Annotated in this window: 15 protein-coding genes; 13 read left to right on the top strand and 2 right to left on the bottom strand. The window is 64.7% G+C overall.

Features of this window, described 5'->3' with window-relative positions; all coding sequences use genetic code 11:
• Window positions 1-71 precede the first annotated feature (71 nt).
• Together H7U20_RS27720 and H7U20_RS27715 are read right to left on the bottom strand one after the other, a co-directional pair.
• Window positions 72-2750, bottom strand: coding sequence for a TonB-dependent receptor (locus H7U20_RS27720; RefSeq protein WP_199762365.1), 2679 nt, complete (start codon window positions 2748-2750; stop codon window positions 72-74).
• 313 nt (window positions 2751-3063) lie between these two features.
• Window positions 3064-5859 (bottom strand): TonB-dependent receptor plug domain-containing protein, encoded by a 2796-nt coding sequence (locus tag H7U20_RS27715; protein WP_199762364.1) that lies wholly within the window; start codon window positions 5857-5859, stop codon window positions 3064-3066.
• 328 nt (window positions 5860-6187) lie between these two features.
• On the opposite strand from H7U20_RS27715, the gene H7U20_RS27710 reads away from it, so the two are divergent.
• The 13 genes from H7U20_RS27710 to typA all read left to right on the top strand — a co-directional run bounded on the left by H7U20_RS27710 (window position 6188) and on the right by typA (window position 24446).
• A complete protein-coding gene (locus H7U20_RS27710) occupies window positions 6188-7126 on the top strand; it encodes an ABC transporter permease (protein ID WP_199762363.1) in 939 nt (312 codons plus the stop codon).
• A 29-nt stretch (window positions 7127-7155) separates the two neighbouring features.
• The gene (locus H7U20_RS27705; protein WP_199762362.1) at window positions 7156-8187 is read left to right on the top strand and encodes an ABC transporter permease; all 1032 of its coding nucleotides are present in this window, start codon (window positions 7156-7158) and stop codon (window positions 8185-8187) included.
• Window positions 8188-8189: 2 nt separating this feature from the next.
• A complete protein-coding gene (locus H7U20_RS27700; RefSeq protein WP_199762361.1) occupies window positions 8190-9944 on the top strand; it encodes an ABC transporter ATP-binding protein in 1755 nt (584 codons plus the stop codon).
• Between the two features lie 68 nt (window positions 9945-10012).
• Window positions 10013-10972, top strand: a complete 960-nt coding sequence (locus H7U20_RS27695; RefSeq protein WP_199762360.1) for a VTT domain-containing protein — start codon at window positions 10013-10015, stop codon at window positions 10970-10972.
• 401 nt (window positions 10973-11373) lie between these two features.
• The gene (locus tag H7U20_RS27690) at window positions 11374-12399 is read left to right on the top strand and encodes a glucokinase (RefSeq protein WP_199762377.1); all 1026 of its coding nucleotides are present in this window, start codon (window positions 11374-11376) and stop codon (window positions 12397-12399) included.
• A gap of 353 nt (window positions 12400-12752) precedes the next feature.
• On the top strand, window positions 12753-13547 hold the full coding sequence (scpB, locus tag H7U20_RS27685; protein WP_199762359.1) for an SMC-Scp complex subunit ScpB: 795 nt from the start codon (window positions 12753-12755) through the stop codon (window positions 13545-13547).
• Complete coding sequence (locus H7U20_RS27680; RefSeq protein ID WP_199762358.1) at window positions 13534-15594, top strand: pseudouridine synthase; 2061 nt, start codon at window positions 13534-13536, stop codon at window positions 15592-15594. The genes scpB and H7U20_RS27680 overlap by 14 nt, the downstream gene beginning before the upstream one ends.
• Window positions 15595-15907: 313 nt before the next feature.
• A complete protein-coding gene (gene rimP, locus H7U20_RS27675) occupies window positions 15908-16396 on the top strand; it encodes a ribosome maturation factor RimP (RefSeq protein WP_199762357.1) in 489 nt (162 codons plus the stop codon).
• Window positions 16393-17958 carry a transcription termination factor NusA gene (nusA, locus tag H7U20_RS27670; RefSeq protein WP_199762356.1) on the top strand — a complete coding sequence of 522 codons (1566 nt, stop codon included), beginning with the start codon at window positions 16393-16395 and terminating at the stop codon, window positions 17956-17958. The genes rimP and nusA overlap by 4 nt, the downstream gene beginning before the upstream one ends.
• 46 nt (window positions 17959-18004) lie before the next feature.
• Window positions 18005-20860: a translation initiation factor IF-2 gene (gene infB, locus H7U20_RS27665; protein ID WP_199762355.1), complete on the top strand. Its 2856-nt coding sequence runs from the start codon at window positions 18005-18007 to the stop codon at window positions 20858-20860.
• A gap of 89 nt (window positions 20861-20949) precedes the next feature.
• Window positions 20950-21369: a 30S ribosome-binding factor RbfA gene (gene rbfA / locus H7U20_RS27660; RefSeq protein ID WP_199762354.1), complete on the top strand. Its 420-nt coding sequence runs from the start codon at window positions 20950-20952 to the stop codon at window positions 21367-21369.
• Between the two features lie 142 nt (window positions 21370-21511).
• Window positions 21512-22447 carry a tRNA pseudouridine(55) synthase TruB gene (gene truB, locus H7U20_RS27655; protein ID WP_199762376.1) on the top strand — a complete coding sequence of 312 codons (936 nt, stop codon included), beginning with the start codon at window positions 21512-21514 and terminating at the stop codon, window positions 22445-22447.
• 166 nt (window positions 22448-22613) lie between these two features.
• Complete coding sequence (gene typA / locus H7U20_RS27650) at window positions 22614-24446, top strand: translational GTPase TypA (protein ID WP_199762353.1); 1833 nt, start codon at window positions 22614-22616, stop codon at window positions 24444-24446.
• Window positions 24447-24478 lie beyond the last annotated feature (32 nt).

Genomic DNA, 24478 nt, shown 5'->3' with positions numbered 1-24478 from the left:
GCCGGCGGCGTTCCGGACGGAACGTCGCCGGCCCCCGGGGGCGGGCAGGGCGGGCGCCTCAGGCGCGTCGCTTAGAAGCTATAGCTGCCGCGCAGATACAGGGCACGGCCGACCGCGTCGGTGAAGCGCGGGTCGTAGCCCTTCTGGAACAGGGTGCCCTGGTTGGAGAACGGCGGTTCCTTGTCGAGCAGGTTCTTGACGCCGGCCGTCAGCACCAGGCCCTTGACGCCGGCATAGCTGCCCGACAGGTTCCACAGGCTGTAGGAGGAGACGTCGTGGTGGAATTGCTTGGGTACCGATGCCGGGTTCTGGTCGGTGTAGGAGGACTTGTAGGATTGCGCCAGCGTCGCGCTCCAGTCGCCCAGGCGCCAGTTCAGCGCGGCGTTGTGCTTCCAGCGGAACACCGGACGGTCGTCGCCGTAGTTGCCGACGTTGTGCTTGAACTCACCGTTGCGCTCGTTCTGGTAGTCGTACTTGTGGACGTAGGTGCCGTCCAGGGTGAAGGTGAAGTTGCCGTACTCCGAGCGCGGCAGGCGCAGCATCAGGCTCAGGTCGACGCCGTCGGTCTTGACTTCGCCCAGGTTCTCGTTCAAGTCCTCGACGGCGTAGGGCGTGCCGTCGGCATTGCGCAGGAATTTGAGCTTATATTTGGGGAAGTTGTCCAGGTTGTAGAGGGTCGCCTCGGGCAGCGCGCCGATCTTGTCCTTCAGGTGGATGTTCCAGTAGTCGATGGTCAAGGTCGCTTCCTTGATCGGTTCCAGCACCACGCCGAAGGCGAAGGTGGTCGATTTCTCCGGCTTCAGGTTGGCGTTGCCGCCCTGCAGCTTGAACTGTTGCAGATTGCAGTCGCGCAGCGGATTACCCAGCGGCAAAACCAAATTGCCGCCCGGGCACAGGATGGGGTCGTTGTACTCGTTGTTGGTGTCGTTCTTCGACGGCGGCGCGTTCTTTTCGAACAAGGTCGGCGCGCGGAAGCCGGTGCTGGCCGAACCGCGCAGCACCACTTCCTTGCTCGGTTGGTAGCGCAGGCCCAGTTTCGGGTTGGTGGTGCTGCCGACGTCGCTGTAGTCATCGAAGCGGGCGGCGAAGCTCACTTCCAGGTCCTTGATCAGCGGCAGGTTGACTTCGCCGAACACCGCCTTGATGTTGCGTGAGCCGGATTTCGACAGCGAACCGGACAGGCCGGAGCTGGTGGCCTGGCCGGCGATGTCGCGGTTGACGTTGAAGTCGGCCTTTTGGTGGCGCAGCTCGGTGCCGAAGGCGACCGCCAGTTTGCCGCCGGGCAGGTCCATCAATTCGCGGCTGGCCTTCAGGTCGAAGCCGGTGACGGTGTCCTTGGCGCTCTGCACCTCGCCGCGCAGGGCGGTCGAGTCCAGATAGGCCTTGCCGGCGGCGTCCTGCAGGCCGAAGGGGTTGAGGATGCCGTTGCGCACGCCGTCGGCGAAGGAGGAATCCTTGACATAGCCGCCGGTGAAGTCCTCCGCCGACTTGCTGACCGAGTAGCTCAGGCCGGTCTTGTAGTCCCAGCCGGCCAGTTCGCCTTCGAGCGAGCCGACCAGGCGGTCGGCCTCGCCCTTGGAGTCGATGCGGCGCTGGCCGGCCTCGATTGGCCGCCAATTGACCGATAAGGGCTCGCCCGACAGGCCGGGTTGGGCCGGCACGCCGCCCGAGTTGCCCGGATAGTATTTGCTGCTCTTCGGCAGCTCCAGTCCGGTCTGCGGCGGCGGCGCGGTGCGCGACATCACCTTGTTCTCGGCGTGCAGGAACTCGATCGAGCCGGTGTGGTCCTCGCCCAGCTTGAAGGTGCCCTTGCCGAAGAAGGCGGTGGTTTCCTGTTCCGGCAGATCGTCGATCTGCCGCGTGTAATCCTGGCGGCAAATGCCGTCGGCGCGCGGCACCGACAGCGGCGGCAGGCAGCCGCTGGCGAAGCCGGGGTTGCCCGAGATGCCGGCCTTGGCATCGTTGTAGTTGCCGGGGAAGGTGGTGCCGCTGGTGAGGAAGACGCCGTGCTCGGGGATCACGCCGGTCTTGGAGAACTCGCGTTGTTGCGAGGTCAGCACGGTTTGCTTGTGGTAGTCGGCCACGCCGAACAGGTTCCAGCCGTCCTTGTCCAGATTGCCGATGCCGCTCGACAGGTTGAGCCGCTTCTCGCCGCCGCCGTCCTTCTTCGGCCGCACCACCTCGCCGGTGATGGTGGTGGTGTTGACCGAGCGCTTGGTGATGAAGTTGATCACGCCGCCGATGGCGTCGGTGCCGTAGATGGCCGAGGCGCCGTCGCGCAGCACTTCGACGCGGTCGAGCGCGGTGATCGGGATGATGTTCAGGTCGACGCTGGCGCCGTCGTAGGGATGGTTGGCCAGGCGGCGGCCGTTGAGCAGCACCAGGGTCTTGTCGCCGCCCAGGCCGCGCAAGTCGGCCGAGGCCTGGCCGCCGGTGGGCAGGCCGCTGGAGTTGCCGCCGACGGCGTTGCCGGCGCCCATGCTGGAACCGTTCGACGGGATGCGGTCGAGCACCTCGGCGGCGGTGGTCAGACCCTGCTTGATGAACTCGTCGGCCTTGATGATGCTCAGCGGGTTGGCCGTCTCCGACACCAGGCGCTTGATCGACGAGCCGGTCACTTCGATGCGTTGCATCTTGCCTTCGGCCGGGGCGTCCTGCGCCATGGCCGGCTGCGCCAACAGGCTGGCGGCGGCCAGGCCGCCGGCGCAGATGTTGCGGATGGAACGGCTTAACAGTGTTTCTTTCATCATTGCCCAAACTCCAAAAAGTAAATGTAGCGTGATTTTTTATAAGCTTTCCCAGCAGCACCCGATACGCCGGCATGCGTGGTGTAAGACGGTGGTTGAAAGAAGTGGAAGCGCTTTCAATGCTGCGATGGAACCATCGCCGCGCCATGGCTGTCAATTGTGAAAGCTTAGTATTTGTTTAAATACAACGGCGCGACACGACGCGGTGCGAAAGTCGTTGGTGTGTGGCAATGAATTCGGATAGGGTGGGACGCGCGGCCATGCCGGCACGCCGCCGGACGGGCCGGCGGCGGAGGGGATTGCAACGGTGGCGGGCTTAGAACTTGTAGGCGCCGCTCAGGTAGAAGCTGCGCCCCATGGCGCTGGAGTAGGACGGGTTGTAGCCGATCTGGTGCGAGCCGGTGTTGCGCAGGCTGAAGGGCGGATTGCGGTCGAACAGGTTCAGCACGCCGGCCGTCACTTCCAGGTTCTTCATCGGCCGGAACGCGCTCTGCCAGTCGAAGGTGGTGTAGCTCGGCACCTGCAGCGTGATGGCGTAGCATTCCTGGGCGGCGTCGGCGGTGGTGACGGCGCAGTCCTCGGCGTTCTGCGGCTTGTCGGTGTAGCCGTTGCGGTAGCTGGCGCTCAAGGTGTGGGTCCAGCGCGCCGCTTCAAACGAGCTGCTGGCCTTGACGATGTGGCGGAAGCTGACCGCGTCGTCCGAACCGTAGCGGTTCAGGCTGGTTTCCCACTGGTCGCTGGTACCCGGACGGGTGTATTGCGAGCGCAGCAGGTAGGTGCCGGCCAGGCGGTTGCTCAGCTTGCCGTCGAACAGGCGGATCTTTTGCGTCAGGTCGTAGTCGATGCCGCGATTTTCCACTTTGCCGATGTTGACCGGGCGCTTGATGATGGCCAGCACGTCCAGTCCGGTCGAGCTGATGTGCTTGGTGGTAAACAAATTGGCGTACTGCGCCGGGTTGGCGATGATGAGACCCTCGCTGGCGGTGCTGACCTGGTCGCTGATTTGCACATTCCACAGATCGAGCGACAGGCTGACGCCGCCGTCGGCCTCGAACACGGCGCCCATCGACCATTGCTTGGAGTGCTCGGGTTTCAGTTCGGGGGTGCCGACCTGGACCATTTCAAACTGGCTGCGGCCGGCCTCGCAGTATTTGGCCAGCGGATGGCCGGCCATGCCGTTGGCCGCCGTCAGCGGGCAGGCGTAGGTGCCGCCGGTGACACCGAAGTCCTCCAGCGGGCCGGCGATCTCGCTCATGCTGGCGGCGCGGAAGCCGGTGCCGGTGGCGGCGCGCAGCATCAGCTTGCTGGCCGGCGCGTATTTGGCGCTGACCTTGTAGGTGCCGGCGCTCTGTGTTTGGCCGATGCGCTGGCCGCTGAGCTGGTTGTCGACGGCGCCGATGCTGTCGTAGCGCAGCGAGGTGGTGATTTCCAGTTTCTTGCTCAGCGGCAGGATCAGCTCGGCATAGGCGCCGGCGTTGCTGCGCTGGTAGCTATTGTCGGCCTGGGCGCTGTCGAACAGGATGCCGGCCTGCTTGGCGACGTCGGCCTGCTCGGTCTTGAAGCTGTTGCGGCGGTAGTCGGCGCCGACGCCGAGCATGGCGCCGCCGCCCGGCAGCTGGAAGGCTTCGCGCGAGGCGCGCGCGTCGACGCCCTTCATGAGCACGGTCTGGGTGTTGTAGCGGCCGCTGAAACCGGTCGCGTTGAGGGCCGCGCGCATGCTCTGCGGCATTTGGCCGGGGGCGTAGGCGAAGGGGTCGAAGCTGCCGCTGTCGATCAGGGCGTTGAATTGTTTGTCGAGCGGGAAGCCGCCGAGGTAGACCTGCTGCTGCTGGTTCTTCGAATAGCTGAGCGCGGCGTTGAGGTCCCAGCCGAAGGCGCCGCCGTCGACGCCGGCCACCAGGTGGGTGGCCTTGGTGCCGTAGTCGTAGCCACGGTTGCCCATCTCGTACAGGCGGTACTTGGCGGTCACCGAGCTGACGCCGGCGATCTGCTCGGGCGTCAGGTAGGGCTTGATGTATTTGCCGAACAGCGGCGACGACGTCGACAGGGCGAAGTCGGCCGGGTAGGGCGCGATGCTGGCGACGATCTTGGCCTCGGTGTAGGCCAGGTCGTAGAAGGCCTTGAAGCCGGTGTTGCCCAGTTTCATGCCGCCCGAGCTGAACAGGGCGTCGCGGCTCTGCTCCGGGTTGATCTCGATGGTCGAGGTGTAGTCGTAGTAGCACTGGCCGTCGCCGAAGGCGTCGACGTTGGCCGGCGCGCACTTGCCGTTGATCAGCGCGTAGGGGTTCAGGTTGGCGGTGCGGCTTTTGCCGTCGGCGCCGGTGTAGTTGACGGCGGCGTTGGCCGGGATGGCGCGCGAGGAGCCGTTGAGGAACTGCAGCGCGCGGCCGTTGGCCGGGTCGGTGAAGTCGATCATGCCGGTCTTGGCGAAGTCGCGCTGCGCGGCCTTGAGCTGTTTCTGTTCGTCGTGGCTGAGCGAGACGAAGACGCTGTAGCCGTCGTCCTCCAGGTCGCCGAAACCCTTGCTGATGCTGATGGCCTGGCTGCGGCCGCCGGCTTTCTGCGGCGTGGCCAGCTTGGCGTTGACTTCCCACGGCGCGGCGCCTTTTTTCAGGATGAAGTTGACGACGCCGGCGATGGCGTCCGAGCCGTACAGCGCCGAGGCGCCGTCGGTCAGCACTTCGACCCGTTCGATGGCCGACAAGGGGATCGAGTTCAGGTCGATGGTGCTGCCCGAGTTGGAGGCGGCGACGCGGCGGCCGTTCAGCAACACCAGCGTGTAGGGCGCGCCGATGCCGTGGATGGAGGCGGTGGTGACGCCGCCGCCGCCGCCGCCGATCGAGTCGGCCGCCACCGAGAAGCCCTGCATCGCCGGCATCTGCTGGATGAAGTCGGTGACCGTGCTGACGCCGGATTTCTTGATGTCCTTCTGGCTGAACGATTGCACCGGCAGCGAGGACTCGGCGGCGATGCGCTTGATGCTGGAGCCGGTGATTTCGACCCGCTGCATGCTCTCGCCGGCTTCCTGGGCCAGGGCGGCGTGCATCGACAGGGCCAGGCCGCCGGCGAAGGTCAGGCGCAGCGAACGGGACAAGATTGTTTCTATCATCATTACGGATACTTCTTTCATGGGATGGGGTGGATTGCCGGCCGCCGGCGGCCGGAATCTTACAGGGCGCATATCAGACCACTCGGAGCCCGCCGCTGTCAATTTTTGTTCGGCAATTCCTGGTAAATTGGCATATATATGCCAATAAAATAGTAAATTTATAATGCTAAGCTGCGGGGTTTTGTCATTTTTTCAAAATAAAAAGTTATGGCTCCATTGCCTGTGGATATGCCATGCGGAAAGTTGGCCAGTGGACCAGGCTTTTGCGTTATCGTTACGCCAATTCGGCGGCGGCAACATAAGCCCGGCTAATAAAGAATAGGGATGGTTCATGTTTGCTTATATCGTGCGCCGGCTGTGGCAGATGCTGCCGACCATGCTGGGCGTGGTCTTGCTGGTGTTTATCTTGTTCAACTGGGTCGGCGGCGACCCGGCCTACATCCTGGCCGGCAAGATGGCGAACGCCGAGAGCATCGCCAACATCCGCCGCCAGCTCGGCGTCGATCAGCCCTACTATGTGCAGCTGTGGATCTTCATCCAGCAGATCGCCAGCTTCGACTTCGGCCACAGCTGGGCCACCGGCGAGAGCGTGGCGCAGATCATCGGCAGCCGGCTGGGGCCGTCGCTGACGGTGCTGCTGCCGCTGACCGTGCTGGAGACGGTGCTGGGCATCGCGCTGGCGCTGGCCATCGCCTTCGTGCGCGGCTCGCTGACCGACCGCGCGGTGATGGTCGCCTGCACCGTCGGCATGTCGATCAGCATCCTGGTCTACATCATCGTGTTCCAGTACGGCCTGGCCTTCAAGCTGGGCCTGTTCCCGGTGCAGGGCTGGGGCGATAGTTTCTGGGAAAACCTGCTGCGCTACGCCAGCCTGCCGATTTTGATCGGCCTGGCCGTGTCGATCGCGCCGACCTTGCGCCTGTACCGCAGCTTCGTGCTCGACGAGGTCAACCAGGACTATGTGCGCACCGCCCGCGCCAAGGGCCTGGGCGAGGCACGCGTGATGTGCTTGCACGTGCTGCGCAACGCCGCCATCCCCATCATCACCCATGTCATGGCCAACCTGCCGGCCTTGCTGATCGGCGCCTTTTTGCTGGAGCGCTTCTTCGGCATCCCCGGCATCGGGCGCGAGGTGATCCTGGCCGTCGAGCGCAGCGACTTTCCGGTGATTAAGGCCATCACCGTCTACGTCGCCGTCGCCACGATGATCTTTAATCTGCTGACCGACCTGCTGTACCAGGCCGTCGATCCGCGCGTGCAACTGAAGTAAGGGGACGGCGGCTTATGGATTTGAGCAACATGCAACATTCTCCCGGCCTGTGGGCGCTGGCCTGGCGCCGCCTGCGCGCCGACCGCGTGGCGATGCTGGCGCTGGCCGTGGTCGCCGCCTTCCTGCTGATGCTGCTGCTGTCGGCCGGCGGGCTGATCGTCGCCGACTGGGAGGACGAGGTGGCCGTCAGCTACGCGCCGCCGGGCTTCGCCGCTGCTGCTGCCGCTGCTGCCGCTGCGCCGGCCGAGCCGGCGGAGCTGGCCGCCGCCGCGGCCGGCGCGCCGCGTCCGGCCAACGAGTTCGACCCGCTGGCCGAGGACTTGCGCCAGTTGCGCGCCGGCCATGGCGCCGGCGCCATGGCCGGCGCCGGCCCGGCGCTGCGCCAGACCTTGCCCTTCGGCGCCGACAAATGGGGCCACGACGTCGTCAAGAAGACCATCAAGGGCGCCGAGACCTCGATCGTGGTCGGCCTGGTGGCGGCCGCGCTGGCGGTCGGCCTGGGCACCTTGTTCGGCGCCGTCGCCGGTTATTACGGCGGCCTGGTCGACGATTTCTTCAACTGGTTCTACAGCGTGTTCACCGCCATTCCCTCGATCCTGATGATCTTGACGGTGGCCGCCGTGTTGCAGCAGAAGGGCGTGCCGACCATCGTGCTGATCCTCGGCCTGACCGGCTGGACCGCTCCCTTCCGGCTGATCCGCGCCGAGTACATCAAGCACAAGGCGCGCGAGTACGTGATGGCGGCCGACGCCATCGGCGCCTCGCACTGGCGCCGCATGTTCTCGCACATCCTGCCCAACGTCAGCCACGTCGCGCTGGTGCAGCTGTCGATCCTGGTGGTCGGCTTCATCAAGGCCGAGGTGATCCTCAGCTTCCTCGGCTTCGGCGTGCCGGTCGGCGTGGTGTCCTGGGGCAGCATGCTGAACGAGGCGCAGAACGAGCTGATCCTCGGCAAGTGGTGGCAGCTCAGCGCCGCCGCGCTGGCCATGGCCGTGCTGGTGACGGCCTTCTCGCTGTTGACCGATGCCCTGCGCGACGCGCTCGATCCGAAAGTGAAATAAGCATGGACCATTTGCTCGAAGTGCGCGATCTGCGCGTGCGGTTCCGCATCGACAAGCACAGCAGCGTCGAGGCCGTCAAAGGCGTCTCCTTCGTGGTGCCGCGCAACAGCACCGTGGCGCTGGTGGGCGAGTCGGGCAGCGGCAAGTCGGTCAGCTCGCTGGCGGTGATGGGGCTGCTGCCGGCCGGCCAGGCGCTGGTCGGGCCGGCCAGCCGCATCCTGTTCGCCGGGCGCGATTTGCTGGCGCTGGCGCCCGCCGCGCGCCGTCGCATTTGCGGCAAGGACATCGCCATGATCTTCCAGGAGCCGATGTCCTCGCTCAACCCGGTGTTCAGCGTCGGCTTCCAGATCGGCGAGGTGCTGCGCCTGCACCTGGGCATGAACCGCGCCCAGGCGCGCCTGCGCACCCTGGCGCTGCTCGACGAGGTCGGCATCGCCGACGCGGCGCGCAAGATCGACGCCTATCCGAACCAGTTGTCCGGCGGCCAGCAGCAGCGCGTGATGATCGCCATGGCCATCGCCTGCGCGCCGCGGTTGCTGATCGCCGACGAGCCGACCACCGCGCTCGACGTGACGATCCAGCAGCAGATCATCGAATTGCTGGCCCGGCTGCAAAGGGAGCGGCAGATGTCGGTGCTGTTTATCACCCACGACCTTGGCCTGGTGGGCGAGATCGCCGACAGCGTCATCGTCATGCGCCACGGCGAGGTGCGCGAGGCCGGCCCGGTGCGGCAGATCTTCGACCAACCGCGGGACGCCTACACGCGCGCGCTGCTGCACTGCCGGCCGCCGCTGGACGCCCGGCCGCGCCGCCTGCCGGTGATCGCCGACTATATGGATGGCGAGCTGAACGGCAAGCCGGGCGCGGCGGCCGGCGCGGCCGAGGACCTTGCGCCGGGATCGGCCGGCGTGGCAATCCCGGCGCCGGCGCCCGAGCGCGTGCGCGGCTACCTGCCCGGCGACGACAAGGTGCTGGTGGTGGAAAACCTCAGCAAGAGCTTCTTCCTGCGCGAGGGCTGGTTCGGCCGGCGCGAGTTCCAGGCGGTCAAGAACGTCTCCTTCACGCTGGCGCGCGGCAAGACGCTGGGCGTGGTCGGCGAATCCGGCTGCGGCAAGACCACGGTCGGCCTGACCCTGCTGCGGCTGCACCAGGCCAGCGGCGGCCGCGCCATGTTCGAGGGCAAGGACCTGCTGGCCATGCCGGCGCGCGAGTACCAAGCCTACAAGCGGCGCATCCAGATCATCTTCCAGAATCCCTACGCCTCGTTGAACCCGCGTTTCACGGTGGGCCAGATCCTGCTCGAACCGATGCGCATCCACCGCATCGGCGCCGACGACCGCGAACGCGGCGCCACCGCCCGCCGCCTGCTCGACCGGGTCGGCCTGCCGGCGGCCGCCATGCACCGCTATCCGCACGAGTTCTCCGGCGGCCAGCGGCAGCGCATCGCCATCGCCCGCTGCCTGACCATGCAGCCGGAGATACTGGTGTGCGACGAGTCGGTGTCGGCGCTGGACGTGTCGGTGCAGGCCCAGGTGCTGAATCTGTTGCAGGACCTGCAGGACGAGTTCGGCCTGTCCTACATCTTCATCTCGCACGACCTGGCGGTGGTGCGCTATATCGCCGACCAGGTGATGGTGATGCACCAGGGCGAGGTGGTCGAGCTGGCCAATTCCGACGAGCTGTACCGCAATCCCCGCCACCCCTACACGCGGGCCTTGCTGGCGGCCATTCCGCGTGGCGTGGCGGCGCCGATTTGACTGTGGCATGGCGGCGCCGGCGGGCTTTTCCGGCCGCCGCCCGGCGTTTTTTGAGATAAGATAGAAGAATGTCGAACCTAATACTCCTGCTGCAAGAATATGGCGTGCTGATCGTTTTCGCCGTCGTGCTGGTCGAACAAATCGGCCTGCCCATTCCCGCCTTTCCGATCCTGATCGTGGCCGGCGCCCTGGGCGTCGACGGCGACTTCAGCTGGCCCGCCGTGCTGGCGGTGAGCCTGCTCGCCTGTCTGATCAGCGATTGCTTCTGGTTCGGCGCCGGCCGCTACTATGGCAAGCGCATCCTCAAGCTGCTGTGCCGCATCTCGCTGTCGCCCGACTACTGCGTCAGCCAGACCGAGGACAATTTCAAGCGCTGGGGGCCGAAGGCGCTGATCGTCGCCAAGTTCATTCCCGGCTTTAACACCATCGCCCCGCCGCTGGCCGGCGCCATGGGCACCAGCAACGCCACCTTCCTCGGCTTTAGCGTGCTCGGCGGTTTGCTGTGGAGCGGCACCGGCATCGCCATCGGCGCCTACTTCCACACCAGCGTCGACCAGGTGCTGGGCATCCTCAGCACCATGGGCACCACCGCCCTGATCGTGCTGATCGTGTTGCTGCTGTTGTTCATCTCGTTCAAATATGTCGAGCGCAAGCGTTTCCATCAATCGGTGGAGATCGAGCGCATCAGCATCCAGGATTTGCAACAGTTGATGGCGCAGGGCCAGGAGCCGGTGCTGGTCGACGCCCGCAGCGCCACCGCGCAGATGATGGAGCCGGCCGTGCCCGGCGCCGTGCTGTTCAACGGCGGCGATCCGCTGACGGCCTTGGCCGCCTTCGGCAAGGACCAGCACATCGTCGTCTATTGCAGCTGCCCCAACGACGTGACGGCCGCCCATGTGGCCAAGCAACTGCTGGCCCACGGCTACCATCGCGCCAAGCCGCTGCATGGCGGCCTGGAAGCGTGGAACCTCGCCTTCGCCCGCGCCCGCCTGGAGGCGGAAGAACTCAGCCAGGGCATGCCGCAGTAAGTTTTCGGCCGCCAGGGCGCCGCCGCTGCCGGCCAAGCCCAGAGGCAAAGTGCCGGGGTCAGACCCTGCGGGGTCCGACCCCCGGTGCCTGCCCGGGTTTTTGGTTTGCGCCGCCATCCGGTCAAGCAGTTAAATTCCGCCCAACAGTCCCGCGTCCATGCCGGCCACCCGCCGCCTTTTTCATCCCATATCTTCGTCCTGCGGGACGCGCCCATGGCCGCAGGTGTCTGCCGCCCCCGGCTATCGGTCGATGCTGTTCGGTAGTCATACTACGAGTCAAATATTTCAAATTGTAATTTTTTGTTCTGAGTGTGGCTTGCGATGTACTAAAACTACAAACAGACCTTGCGTGCTAAGTGAAGAATCCTTTAAGCTTGAGCATCCTTTCTCTTTCCTCGATCATGACAGCCCAGTCCCTTCCAACGTCGTCCGCTTCCACCTCCGGTTTTGCCAACGGCCCCCGTTTGTTGGCCGACATCGGCGGCACCAACGCGCGCTTCGCGCTGGAGACGGCGCCCGGCAAGATCGAGCTGATCGAGGTGCTGGCCTGTGCCGACTATCCGACCCTGGCGGCGGCCCTGCTGGCCTACCTGGCCTCGCCGGCCGTGACGGCGGCCGGGGTTGCCGACGTGCGTTTGGGGGCGATCGCCATCGCCAACCCGGTCACCGGGGATATGGTGCGCATGACCAACCACCACTGGGAATTCTCGATCGAGGCGCTGCGCCTGGCCTGCGGCTTCGACACCTTGGTCGTGGTAAACGATTTCACCGCCTTGGCCCGCTCGCTGCCCTTGCTGTCGGAGGCGCAGAAACGCCAGGTCGGCGGCGGCGCCGCCGTGGCCGACAGCGCCATCGGCCTGATCGGCGCCGGCACCGGCCTCGGCGTGTCCGGCCTGGTGCCGTCGCGCAGCGGCTGGACGGCCCTGCTCAGTGAGGGCGGCCATGTCAGCTTCTCGCCGATGAACGAGACCGAGGTGGCCATCCTGCGCTTCGCCTGGCGCGAGTTCGACCACGTCTCGGCCGAACGCCTGATGTCGGGCGTCGGCCTGGAATTGATCTACCGCGCCCTGGCCGAGCACACCGACCTGCCGGCGGAGAACCTGTCGGCGCCGGAAATCGCCCGCCGCGCCCTGGCCGGCGAGTGCACCCTGTGCGACGAGGTCATCGAGGCCTTCTGCTGCATGCTCGCCACCGTCGCCGGCAACATCGCCGTGACCCTGGGCGCGCAGGGCGGCATCTATATAGGGGGCGGCATCGTGCCGCGCCTGGGCCAGCGCTTCGACCGCTCCGGTTTCCGCGCCCGCTTCGAGCAGAAGGGCCGCTTCGCCAAATATCTGGCGCAAGTGCCGATCTTCGTCATCACCGCCGAGTACCCGGCTTTTGTTGGCGTATCCGCAATTTTGTCGGAAAAGCTTTCCTTGGCGTAAGCTGTGTTACATATCCCGTAGCGGAAATGCGCTTTTCGCGCTTTTATCAGGTACAATTCGGATTGTTGGATGAAACGGTATTGATCGTTGGTATAGTTGCACGTGCGTTTTCGCCCGAAAACGGCGTGCCTGGATCGCGTTTCACTTTGAAATCAACGGTCACTGCTGCTGTGTCGCAGGCCGTCGGTGGCATGTCTCTCCACCTGTAACACTCCCGCTCGGCGCGCATCGGCCCGGGCGTCGGACAAACAGCTTCAGCGAGTACTCCTTCCTGGCGACACGGCGTGTCGGCCAACGGCCTTACTGAATGTGATTGATTTCTTTCTTGCATTTGATGCAACCACAAGATTGCTATGGATACAGTTGAGGCGAAAAGAGTCCTCGAAACCGCGTTGCTGTGCGCGCAAGAGCCCTTGTCGATACATAGTCTGAAAAAACTATATGTCGAGCTCGATGACCAGGGCAGGCCGCGCGGCGCCGGAGTGGGTGCCGATACGATCAAGGACTTGTTGGAGCAGTTGCGTTTGGACTGGGCCGGCAAGGGTATCGAAGTGGTCAGCCTGTCGACCGGCTGGCGCTTCCAGAGCCGCCCCGAGATGAAGTTGTACCTCGACCGCCTGAGCCCCGAAAAGCCGCCCAAGTATTCGCGCGCCACCATGGAAACCCTGGCCATCATCGCCTACCGGCAACCGGTGACGCGTGGTGATATCGAGGAGATCCGTGGCGTCGCCGTCAATTCACAGACGATCAAGATGTTGGAAGACCGTGGTTGGGTCGACGCCATCGGCTATCGCGACGTGGTCGGGCGGCCCGCCTTGTTGGGCACCACCAAGCAGTTTTTGGATGATTTGGGTTTGCATTCGCTGTCCCAGCTGCCGCCTTTGCAGCAAATCAGCGACATGCAGGGCAGCAAGCCGGATATGGAAGCGCTGGAGGCGGCCTTGCAGGAGAATTTTGACAGAGCGGCTGAAGATGCCGCCCAACATGTTGGTACGGAAAATGAGGAGCTTGTGGCCGACGACGTCACGGCAAGCCCGGACGCCGGCCACGATGCTTTCGTTGTAGATGAAGCACCTACTCACGACCCCGCGCCAGATTTAACGGTTGACGCTGAGCACAACCAAGAAATGAATAATGAACAATCCTAATATCGAAGAGACAGTCCCGGGCGCAGTCGCCGCCGAAGTGGCCGCTAAACCGAAGCGTCGTACCAAGGCGCAGATCGAGGCCGACGCGGCCGTGGCCGCCGAGTCCGGCGCGCCCGTCGCCAAGCCGAAGCGCAAGCCGAAGGCCGAGGCCGTCGTCGTCGAGGGCGCCGCCGCCGTCGCCGCGCCCGCCGGCGAGGCCGCCGCGCCGGTCAAGAAGCCGCGCGCCAAGCCGGTTGCCAAGCCGGTCGAAGCCGCCGCGGCCGTCGTCGATGGCGCCGCACCGGCACAAGCCGCCCCGGCAGTGGAAGCGCCGGGCGCTCCTGTCGCGGCCGGCGAGCGCGGTCCGCGCCCGCCGCGCGGCCCACGCCAGATGCGCGAACAGCGCGCCGCCCGCCAGGCCATGATGCCGCGTCCGGAGCCGGTTGTCGCCGTCGAAGGCGAAGCCGCCGTCGAAGGTGTCTGGCCGGCCGACGGCAAGCCACGCCACGAGCGCGGCCCGCGCAACGACACGCGCGGCGCCGGCAAGGGTCCGCACAAAGGCAAGGGCGGCAAGCCGCAGCAACAACGCAGCGGCGCGCCGGCGGTGGACGACGCCGACGCGGCGTTCTCCTATGTCACCTCGGACGACTTCGACAGCGAAGAGCCGAAAGCGCGCTACCAGGCGCCGGCCAAAGTGGTGCGCCGCGATCTGACCTCGGACGACGACGCGCCCAAGCTGCACAAGGTGTTGGCCGAAGCCGGTCTCGGTTCGCGCCGCGACATGGAAGACTTGATCGTCGCCGGCCGCGTTTCGGTCAACGGCGAGCCGGCCCACATCGGCCAGCGCATCCTGGCGACCGACCACGTCCGCCTGAACGGCAAGCTGATCCAGCGCCGCGTCAGCAAGAAGCCGCCGCGCGTGCTGGTGTACCACAAGCCGGCCGGCGAGATCGTCAGCCACGACGACCCGGACGGCCGTCCCTCCGTGTTCGACCGTTTGCCGACCATGAAGGCCGGCAAATGGCTGGCCGTCGGCCGTCTCGACTTCAACACCGAAGGCCTGCTGCTGTTCACCACCTCGGGTGACCTGGCCAACCGCCTGATGCACCCGCGCTACCACATCGACCGCGAATACGCCGTGCGCACGCTGGGCGAGCTGGAAGAGGGCATGCGCCAGAAGCTGCTGGCCGGCGTCGAGCTGGAAGACGGCATGGCGCAATTCACCAAGATCGCCGATGGCGGCGGCGAAGGCATTAACAAGTGGTATCGCGTCATCATCGGCGAAGGCCGTAACCGCGAGGTGCGCCGGATGTTCGAGGCGATCGGCCTGACCGTCTCGCGCCTGATCCGTACCCGCTACGGCGCGATGAGCCTGCCAAGCAACCTGAAGCGCGGTCGCTGGGAAGAGATGGAAGAAAACGCCGTGCGCGACATGCTGGCGGCGTATGGCGTCGAGAAGAAAATTCCGGCCACCGCCGAGAGCCGTGGTCCGAAGGGCAACGGTCCGCGTCCATCGCGGCCGAACGAACGCGCCGAGCGGCCCGAGCGTGCCGAACGCGCCGAGCGCGCCGAGCGCGACGAGCCGAACTTCAACCGTCCGGACGTCAGCAACAGCAACGCCGATCCGTTCCCGAAAGGTCCGCGCGGCGGCATGGGACGCTCGCAAGGCGGCTTCCAGGGGCAGGGCCAGGGTCAGGGTCGTCCAGGCGGCGCCGGTCAAGGCATGGGCCGTCCGGGCGGTCGGCCGCAAGGCATCGGCGCCTATGCCGGCGGTCGTCCGCTGGGCGCGCCGCACGAAGGTCAATCCCGTGGCCCGCGCGGCCAGGGTGGTCAAGGCGGCCAGGGCGGCCAGGGTGGTCAAGGCGGCCAGGGCGGCCAGGGTGGTCAAGGCGGCCAGGGTGGTCAGGGTGGCGGCATGGGGCCGGGCGCAAAAGGCCCGCGCGGCCCACGCCAGCCCGATCCGTTGCAGACGACTTTTGGTTTCGGTAACGCTTCGGCGCCGCGCCGCAACCAGGCGCCGCGTGGCGGCGCCAGCGACCACGGCATGCCGCGTCGTCGCAAGGGTTAAACGCGCGGCCGGCGCGGCGCCGGCGTCTTTGTGGCGCCGCGCCGCGCCAGCCGCGAGGCCGCTGTTTTACTGGGCTGGCGGCCTGTGCGGCGGTGTTGTACGCCCGCCTCTGTCGCTAGCGCGGCATTGCGGAGCAGGCGATATGCGGTTATAATAACCAGCCTAGTAAAAGTCTTCGCAGGGTAATTTGCTGAGAGTGCTTTCATCTGGTTGGGAATATAGGAAGATGGGCAGATGCCCATTTTTTTTTTGGTGAACCGTTTTGAACGGTCCGTTTTCGTCTGAGAAACGGGCCTTGATCTGGAGAATTTTCTTGCAGCTGCCGGAATTAATTGAAAAGACCGTAGCCGGTCTGGGCTATGAGCTGGTTGATGTTGAACGGGCCGAGCGTGGACTGTTGCGCGTGTATATCGATTTCACCGCAGCCGATGCTGCCGAAAAAGGTCCGATCACCGTTGTGGATTGCGCCACCGTCAGCCACCAGCTGTCGCACGTGCTGACGGTCGAGAACGTGAACTACGAGCGTCTCGAAATCTCGTCGCCGGGGCTGGACCGCCCGGTGCGCAAGCTGGAGGATTTTGTGCGGTTTGCCGGATGCGAAGTCATCGTCAAACTGTGCGTGGCCATGCCGGATAGTAATAACCGGAAATCGTTCCAGGGGATCTTGCAAGAACCCCAGGGCGACAAATTGGCCTTGGAATTTGAAGGAAAAGATGGTCCGGCGATGTTGGAGTTTACGCTCGCCGATGTGGATAAGGCACGCTTGGTGCCGCAGGTGGATTTTAAGGGACGCAAAGCATGAGTCGCGAAGTTTTGTTATTGGTAGACGCGCTGGCGCGTGAAAAAAACGTCGATAAAGATGTCGTATTCGGCGCGCTGGAATTCGCCTTGGCGCAAGCCACGAAGAAACGCTATGAAGGTGAAGTCGATATTCGCGTTTCGATCGACCGCGAGTCGGGTGAGTTCGAATCCTTCCGCCGCTGGCACGTGGTGCCGGACGAGGCGGGCCTGCAGTTGCCGGATCAAGAGATCCTGCACTTCGAAGCCAAAGAACAGATCGCCGACATCGAAGTCGACGACCACATCGAAGAACCGATCGAATCGGTCGAGTTCGGCCGCCGCTTCGCCCAGGACACCAAGCAAGTGGTCCTGCAGCGCGTGCGTGACGCCGAGCGCGAACAAATCCTGGTCGACTTCCTGGAACGCGGCGACTCGCTCGTCACCGGCACCATCAAGCGCATGGAACGCGGCGACGCCATCGTCGAATCGGGCAAGATCGAAGCGCGCCTGCCGCGCGACCAGATGATCCCGAAGGAAAACCTGCGTATCGGCGACCGCGTCCGCGCCTTCATCCTGCGCATCGACCGCAACATGCGCGGCCCGCAAGTGATCCTGTCGCGCACCGCGCCGGAATTCATCATGAAGCTGTTCGAGCTGGAAGTGCCGGAAATCGAACAAGGCATGCTGGAAATTAAATCCGCCGCCCGCGACGCCGGCGTGCGCGCCAAGATCGCCGTCTACACGGCCGACAAGCGCATCGATCCGATCGGCACCTGCGTCGGCATGCGCGGTTCCCGCGTCCAGGCCGTCACCGGCGAGCTGGGCGGCGAACGGGTCGACATCGTGCTGTGGTCGGAAGATCCGGCCCAGTTCGTCATCGGCGCGCTGGCCCCGGCCAACGTCTCGTCGATCATGGTCGATGAGGAGAAGCACGCCATGGACGTCGTGGTCGACGAGGAAAACCTGGCCATCGCCATCGGCCGCTCGGGCCAGAACGTGCGCCTGGCCGCCGATCTGACCGGCTGGAAAATCAACATCATGACGGCCGAGGAATCGGCCGACAAGGCAGCCCAGGAAACGGCCGCGGTACGCGCCCTGTTCATGGAAAAACTCGACGTCGACCAAGAAGTGGCCGACATCCTGGTGGAAGAAGGCTTTGCCAGCCTGGAAGAAATCGCCTACGTGCCGATCTCCGAAATGTTGGAAATCGAATCGTTCGACGAGGATACCGTCAATGAACTCCGTACCCGTGCCCGTGACGCGCTGGTCACCGAGGCGATCGCTTCGGAAGAGGGACTGGAAGGCATGGACGAGGCGTTGGTCGGTCTGGAAGGCATGGACCGCATCACCGCCGGCAAGCTGGGTCTGGCTGGTATCAAGACCGTGGTTGAATTTAGTGCGTTGGCCTACGACGAATTCGGTGCCATTTTGGCACTGTCCGCCGACCGCGCACGCGAACTGATTAAGAGTGAATTTGAAGATGTGACCGACGATGAGATGAAGTTGGTTGACTCAAAGTACGACGATCGTGCCAAGGCCCTCCAGGCCAAAGCATGGAGTCTTGCCGAATCCGCAAAGGCTTAATTTGAGTATCTTTATCATCTCCGCGACACATAGAAAAGAGGACTGAATGGCGAGTAACAACGTAGCCCAATTTGCCACCGAACTGAAGATGCCTGCAGATTTGCTGCTGACGCAGCTGCGTTCTGCCGGCGTCGAAAAAAGTTCGACGTCAGATCCATTGTCGAAAGATGATAAGGATAAGCTGCTGGATCACCTGCGTCGCACCCACGGCGCGGCGGCTGACACCGAAAAGAAAAAGATCACGCTGACGCGCAAAGAAACCACCGAGATCAAGCAGGCCGACGCCACTGGCAAGTCGCGCACGATCCAGGTCGCCGTCAAGAAGGTGCGCACCTTCGTGCAGCGCGACGACGTGCCGGCACCGGCAGTGGCGGCGCCCGCCGCCGCCGTGGCCGACCCGGCCGATATCGCGCGCCGTGAAGAAGAGGCCCGCAAGCAGGTCGAACTGATCGCCCGTCAAGAAGCCGACCTGCGCGAGAAGCAGGAGCATCTGGCCAAGCTGGACGCCGAGAAGGAAGCGCAGGCCAAAGCCAACGCCGAAGCCGAAGCGGCCGCCAAGAAGGAAGCCGACGCCGAAGCCAAGAAGGCCGCCAGCAAGGCCGCCGCCGCCGCGACCGCGGTCGCCGCCGGCAGCGAGCCGGCCGCCGACAGCGCCGCCGAAGAGAAGAAAAAAGCCGCCGCCGAGGAAGCCAAGAAGAAAGCCGCGCAAGCCGCCAAGGAAGCCGCCGAAAAGGCTGAGGCGACCGACCGCGCCCGCAAGGCCGTGGCCGACGAAGTGGCGCAGATCAAGGCGATGATGAACGCGCCGCGCCGCGCCATCAAGGCTCCCGAGCCGGTCGCCCCGGTCGTCGCCGTCAAGCCCAAGTCGCCTGAGGGCACGCTGCACAAGCCCGCCGACAAGAAGCCGGGCGAGAAGAAAGACGACAAGAAACCGGTCACCGCCGACAAGAAATCGATCAAATCGGCGAACGTCTCGTCGACCTGGTCGGACGACGCGAAAAAACGCGGCGCCCCGGGCAACTCGGCCAACAAGGGCCGTGGCGGTCCGTCGACCGGCCGCGACAGCTGGCGCGGTGGCGCCAAGGGCCGTCGTCCTTCGCACTCGGACGATCGCGAGACCAACTTCCAGGCCCCAACCGAGGCCGTGATCAAGGACGTCTACGTACCGGAAACCATCACCGTGGCCGAACTGGCCCACAAGATGTCGGTCAAGGCTTCCGAGGTCATCAAGCAGTTGATGAAACTGGGCCAGATGTGCACCATCAACCAGGTGCTGGACCAGGAAACGGCCATGATTCTGGTCGAGGAAATGGGCCACAAGGCCTTCGCCGCCGAACAGGACGATCCGGAAGCGCTGCTGGCCGACCAGGGTGAGCACGCCCACTTCGAATCGCTGCCGCGCGCGCCGGTGGTCACCGTCATGGGTCACGTCGACCACGGCAAGACCTCGCTGCTCGATTACATCCGCCGCGCCAAAGTGGCGTCGGGCGAAGCCGGCGGCATCACGCAGCACATCGGTGCCTACCACGTGGAAACCCCGCGCGGCACCATCACCTTCCTCGACACCCCGGGTCACGAAGCCTTCACGGCGATGCGTGCCCGTGGCGCCAAGGCCACCGACATCGTCATCCTGGTGGTGGCGGCGGACGATGGCGTGATGCCACAAACCAAGGAAGCGATCGCCCACGCCAAGGCCGCCGGCGTGCCCCTGGTTGTCGCGATCAACAAGATCGACAAACCGGGCGGCAACCTGGACCGCGTGACGCAGGAACTGGTCGCCGAGCAGGTCCTGCCTGAGGAATACGGTGGCGAATCGCCGTTCGTGCCGGTGTCGGCCAAGACCGGCGAGGGCATCGACGCCCTGCTGGAACAGGTGCTGCTGCAGGCCGAGATCCTGGAACTGAAGGCACCGATCGACGCGCCGGCCCGTGGCCTGGTGGTCGAGGGCCGTCTGGACAAGGGCAAGGGCCCGGTCGCGACGATCCTGGTGCAGTCCGGCACCCTGAAGCGCGGCGACGTGATCCTGGCGGGCTCCTCCTATGGCCGCGTGCGCGCCATGCTGGACGAGAACGGCAAGTCGATCAACGAAGCCGGTCCTTCGATCCCGGTCGAAATCCAAGGCCTGACCGAAGTGCCGCAAGCCGGCGAAGAAGTCATGGTCATGGCCGACGAGCGCAAGGCGCGTGAAATCGGTCTGTTCCGTCAAGGTAAGTTCCGCGACGTGAAACTGGCCAAGCAGCAAGCCGCGAAGCTGGAAAACATGTTCGACCAGATGGCCGAAGGCGAAGTCAAAAATCTGCCGATGATCATCAAGACCGACGTGCAGGGTTCGCAGGAAGCACTGGTCAGCTCGCTGCAGAAGCTGTCGACCTCGGAAGTGCGCGTGCAGGTGGTCCATGCGGCCGTCGGCGGCATCACCGAGTCCGACGTCAACTTGGCGGTCGCCTCGAAAGCGGTCATCATCGGCTTCAACGCCCGTGCCGACGCCCAGGCGCGCAAGCTGGCCGAGTCGAACGGCGTCGACATCCGCTACTACAACATCATCTACGATGCGATCGACGAAATTCGTTCGGCCTTGTCGGGCATGTTGGCACCGGAAAAACGCGAAACCGTCATCGGCCAGGTCGAGATTCGCCAGGTCATCCTGGTCTCGAAAGTCGGCGCGGTCGCCGGTTGCCTGGTCACCGACGGTGTGGTCAAGCGCAATTCCTCGGTACGCCTGCTGCGCAACAACATCGTGGTGTGGAGCGGCGAGATCGACTCGCTCAAACGCTTCAAGGACGACGCGAAAGATGTCCGCGCCGGTCTGGAGTGCGGCCTGTCGCTGAAGAACTACAACGACATCCAGGTTGGCGACACCCTGGAAGTGTTCGAAGTTCAGGAAATCGCCCGCACGCTGTAAGCGCTGTCGATTAGAGTGGTTTGACCGGGTGGACGGGCGCATAATTGCTCCCGTCCACTTGTTATTTAAAGAAAAGCAATTCCGAATTTATGGCTAAACATAGCAAAAACATCCCCGCGCGCGGCTTGCGCGTGGCCGACCAGATCCAGCGCGACCTGTCGGAAATCATCGCCTACGAGTTGAAAGACCCGCGGGTCGGCATGATCACCATCACCGAGGTGCAGGTCACGCCCGACTACGCCCACGCCAAGGTGTTCTTCACCATGCTCAAAGACAGCAAGGAAGACATCAAGAACACCTGCGACGGTTTGCACGCGGCGGCCGGCTACATGCGCGGCCAGCTGGGCAAGCGCCTGCACATCCACACCTTGCCGGCGCTGCACTTCGTGCACGACAGCTCGACCGCGCGCGGCATGGAATTGTCGCTGCTGATCGACCAGGCCAACGCCACCCGCTCCAAGGACGACGAGCAGGCGCAGCAAGAATCCACCGACAAAGACGCCGAGTAAGTTCGCGGCGGGCCGGCGCGGCCGGCCCCGGCCGCTTCAAGGGGCCCGTGGCGGCGCCGCGGCGGCTCGCCGTGCCCGCCGCGCCGGCTGTGCCGCCGCGCCCGGCCAGGCCCATTTTGAAGCACCCTCTGAGCGAATGCATATGAAGCAAAACCATCCGAAGCGAGTCCGCGACCTGGTCGACGGCGTGCTGTTGCTCGACAAGCCGGTCGGCTTTTCCAGCAACGACGCGCTGATCAAGGCCAAGCGCGTGCTCAACGCCAAGAAGGCCGGCCACACCGGCACCCTCGACCCGTTCGCCACCGGCCTGCTGCCGCTGTGCTTCGGCGAGGCCACCAAGTTCTCGCAGGACTTGCTGGAGGCCGACAAGAGCTACGACACCACGGTCCACCTGGGCCAGAGCACCGACACCGGCGACACCGAGGGCCTGGTGGTCGACAGCCGTCCGGTCGAGGTGACGGTGGCGCAGATCGAAGCCGTGCTGGCGCGTTTCCGCGGCCCGATCGCCCAGGTGCCGCCGATGTACTCGGCGCTCAAGCGCGACGGCAAGCCGCTCTACGAGTACGCCCGCGCCGGCATCACGCTGGAGCGCGAGGCGCGCAACGTCATCATCCACAAGCTCGAGCTGATCAGCTACGAGGCGCCGTTCCTCAAGCTGTCGGTGACCTGCAGCAAGGGCACCTACATCCGCGTGCTGGGCCAGGACATCGGCGAGGCGCTCGGTTGCGGCGCCCACCTGAACGCGCTGCGCCGCACCCAGGTCGGTCCGCTGACCATCGAGGGCATGCTGACGCTGGACGCGCTGGTGGCCCATGCGGAGCCGCTGAGCCTGCTGGCGCCGGTCGATGCGCTGCTGGCCAGCTTCCCGGCCGTGCAACTGACGGCCGAGCTGGCCAAGCGCTTCCTGCAAGGCCAGCGCCTGGCCTTGGGCAAGGATCTCGAGTCGCTGCCCGCCGCGCTGCCGGCCGAGCAGGGCAGGGTCCGCGTCTATCTCGACGACAAGCTGCTCGGCACCGGCCAGTTGGGCGAGTACAGCATCCTGGCGCCCGAGCGCCTGATCGCCACCGCGCACGGCTGAGCCCCCGCGCGGCCGTGCGGAATTGCGCTAAATCTTTGAATTTCTAGGATTTTTTGAACCCGAGCAAGAGCGCATGCTATACTACGCGGTTCCAGAAATTGGCAAGCAACCGAACACCTCCGTACACGCTGTACGCCCCCGCAGTTTTTCAGCAAATATAATGACCATGTCTACTACAAAACGCGCAATTCGCAACATCGCCATCATCGCCCACGTTGACCACGGTAAAACCACCCTCGTCGACAAACTGCTGCGTCAGTCCGGTACCTTCCGCGACAACCAGCAAGTTGAAACCCGCGTGATGGACTCGAACGACCTTGAAAAAGAACGCGGCATCACGATTCTGTCGAAGAACTGCGCCGTTGAGTACGAAGGCACCCACATCAACATCGTCGACACCCCAGGCCACGCCGATTTCGGCGGCGAAGTGGAACGTGTTCTGTCGATGGTGGACTCGGTTCTGCTGCTGGTCGACGCCCAAGAAGGCCCGATGCCACAGACCCGCTTCGTGACCCGCAAGGCGCTGGCGCTGGGCCTGAAGCCTATCGTCGTGGTCAACAAGATCGACCGTCCGGGCGCCCGTCCGGACTGGGCCATCAACGCCACCTTCGAACTGTTCGACAAGCTGGGCGCGACCGACGAGCAACTGGACTTCCCGGTCGTCTACGCCTCGGCCCTGAACGGCTACGCCTCGCTGGACGACAGCGTCCGCGAAGGCGACATGAAGCCGCTGTTCGAAGCGATCCTGAAGCACGTGCCTTCGCGTGACGACGATCCGGACGGTCCCCTGCAGATGCAAATCACCTCGCTGGACTACTCGTCCTACGTCGGTAAAATCGGTATCGGCCGCGTCTCGCGCGGTCGCGTCAAGACCGGCCAGGACGTCATCGTTCTGAACGGTCCCGATTCGACCCCGATCAAGGGCCGCATCAACCAGGTGCTGAACTTCAAGGGCCTGGAGCGCGTGCTGGTCGACGAAGCCGTCGCCGGCGACATCATCCTGATCAACGGTATCGAAGAAATCGGCATCGGCTCGACCCTCTGCGCACCGGACACCCCGGACGCGATGGAAATGCTGACCGTCGACGAGCCAACGCTGACCATGAACTTCATGGTCAACAACTCGCCACTGGCCGGCCGCGAAGGCAAGTTCGTCACCAGCCGTCAGCTGCGCGACCGCCTGGACAAAGAACTGAAAGCCAACGTCGCCCTGCGCGTCGCGCCGACCGACGACGACACGATCTTCGAAGTATCGGGCCGCGGCGAGCTGCACCTGACCATCCTGATCGAAAACATGCGTCGCGAAGGTTTCGAGCTGGCCGTGTCGCGTCCGCGCGTGGTCTACAAAATGGTCGACGGCGTGCGCCACGAGCCGTTCGAACTGCTGACCGTTGACGTCGAAGAAGCCAACCAGGGCGGCGTGATGGAAGAACTGGGCCGTCGTCGCGGCGACCTGCAGAACATGGAATCGGATGCCAAGGGCCGTGTGCGCCTGGAATACCGCATCCCTGCGCGTGGCCTGATCGGCTTCCAGTCCGAGTTCATGACCCTGACCCGCGGTACCGGTTTGATGAGCCACATCTTCGACGAGTACGCAGCGGTCGACAACACCCGTGGCGAAATGGCCGGCCGTCGCAACGGCGTGCTGATCTCGCAGGACGACGGCGCCGCCGTTGCCTACGCCCTGTGGAAACTGCAGGATCGCGGCCGCATGTTCGTGGTCCACAACGACCCGGTGTACGAAGGCATGATCATCGGCATCCACTCGCGCGACAACGATCTGGTGGTCAACCCGATCAAGGGCAAGCAGCTGACCAACGTGCGTTCGTCGGGTACCGACGAAGCCGTGCGCCTGGTGCCGCCGGTGCAGATGTCGCTGGAATACGCCGTTGAATTCATCGCCGACGACGAACTGGTGGAAATCACGCCTAAGTCGATCCGTCTGCGTAAGCGTTTCTTGAAAGAGAACGAGCGCAAGAAAGCTTCGCGCGACGCGTAATAGCGCCGTAGCAGCCGTGGGGGGGGGGGGGG

This window comes from Rugamonas violacea, from assembly GCF_016461825.1.
Taxonomy (GTDB): domain Bacteria; phylum Pseudomonadota; class Gammaproteobacteria; order Burkholderiales; family Burkholderiaceae_D; genus Rugamonas.
The sequence above is the reverse complement of the archived record's forward strand: the minus strand, read 5'-3'. Positions and strand labels throughout refer to the sequence as shown.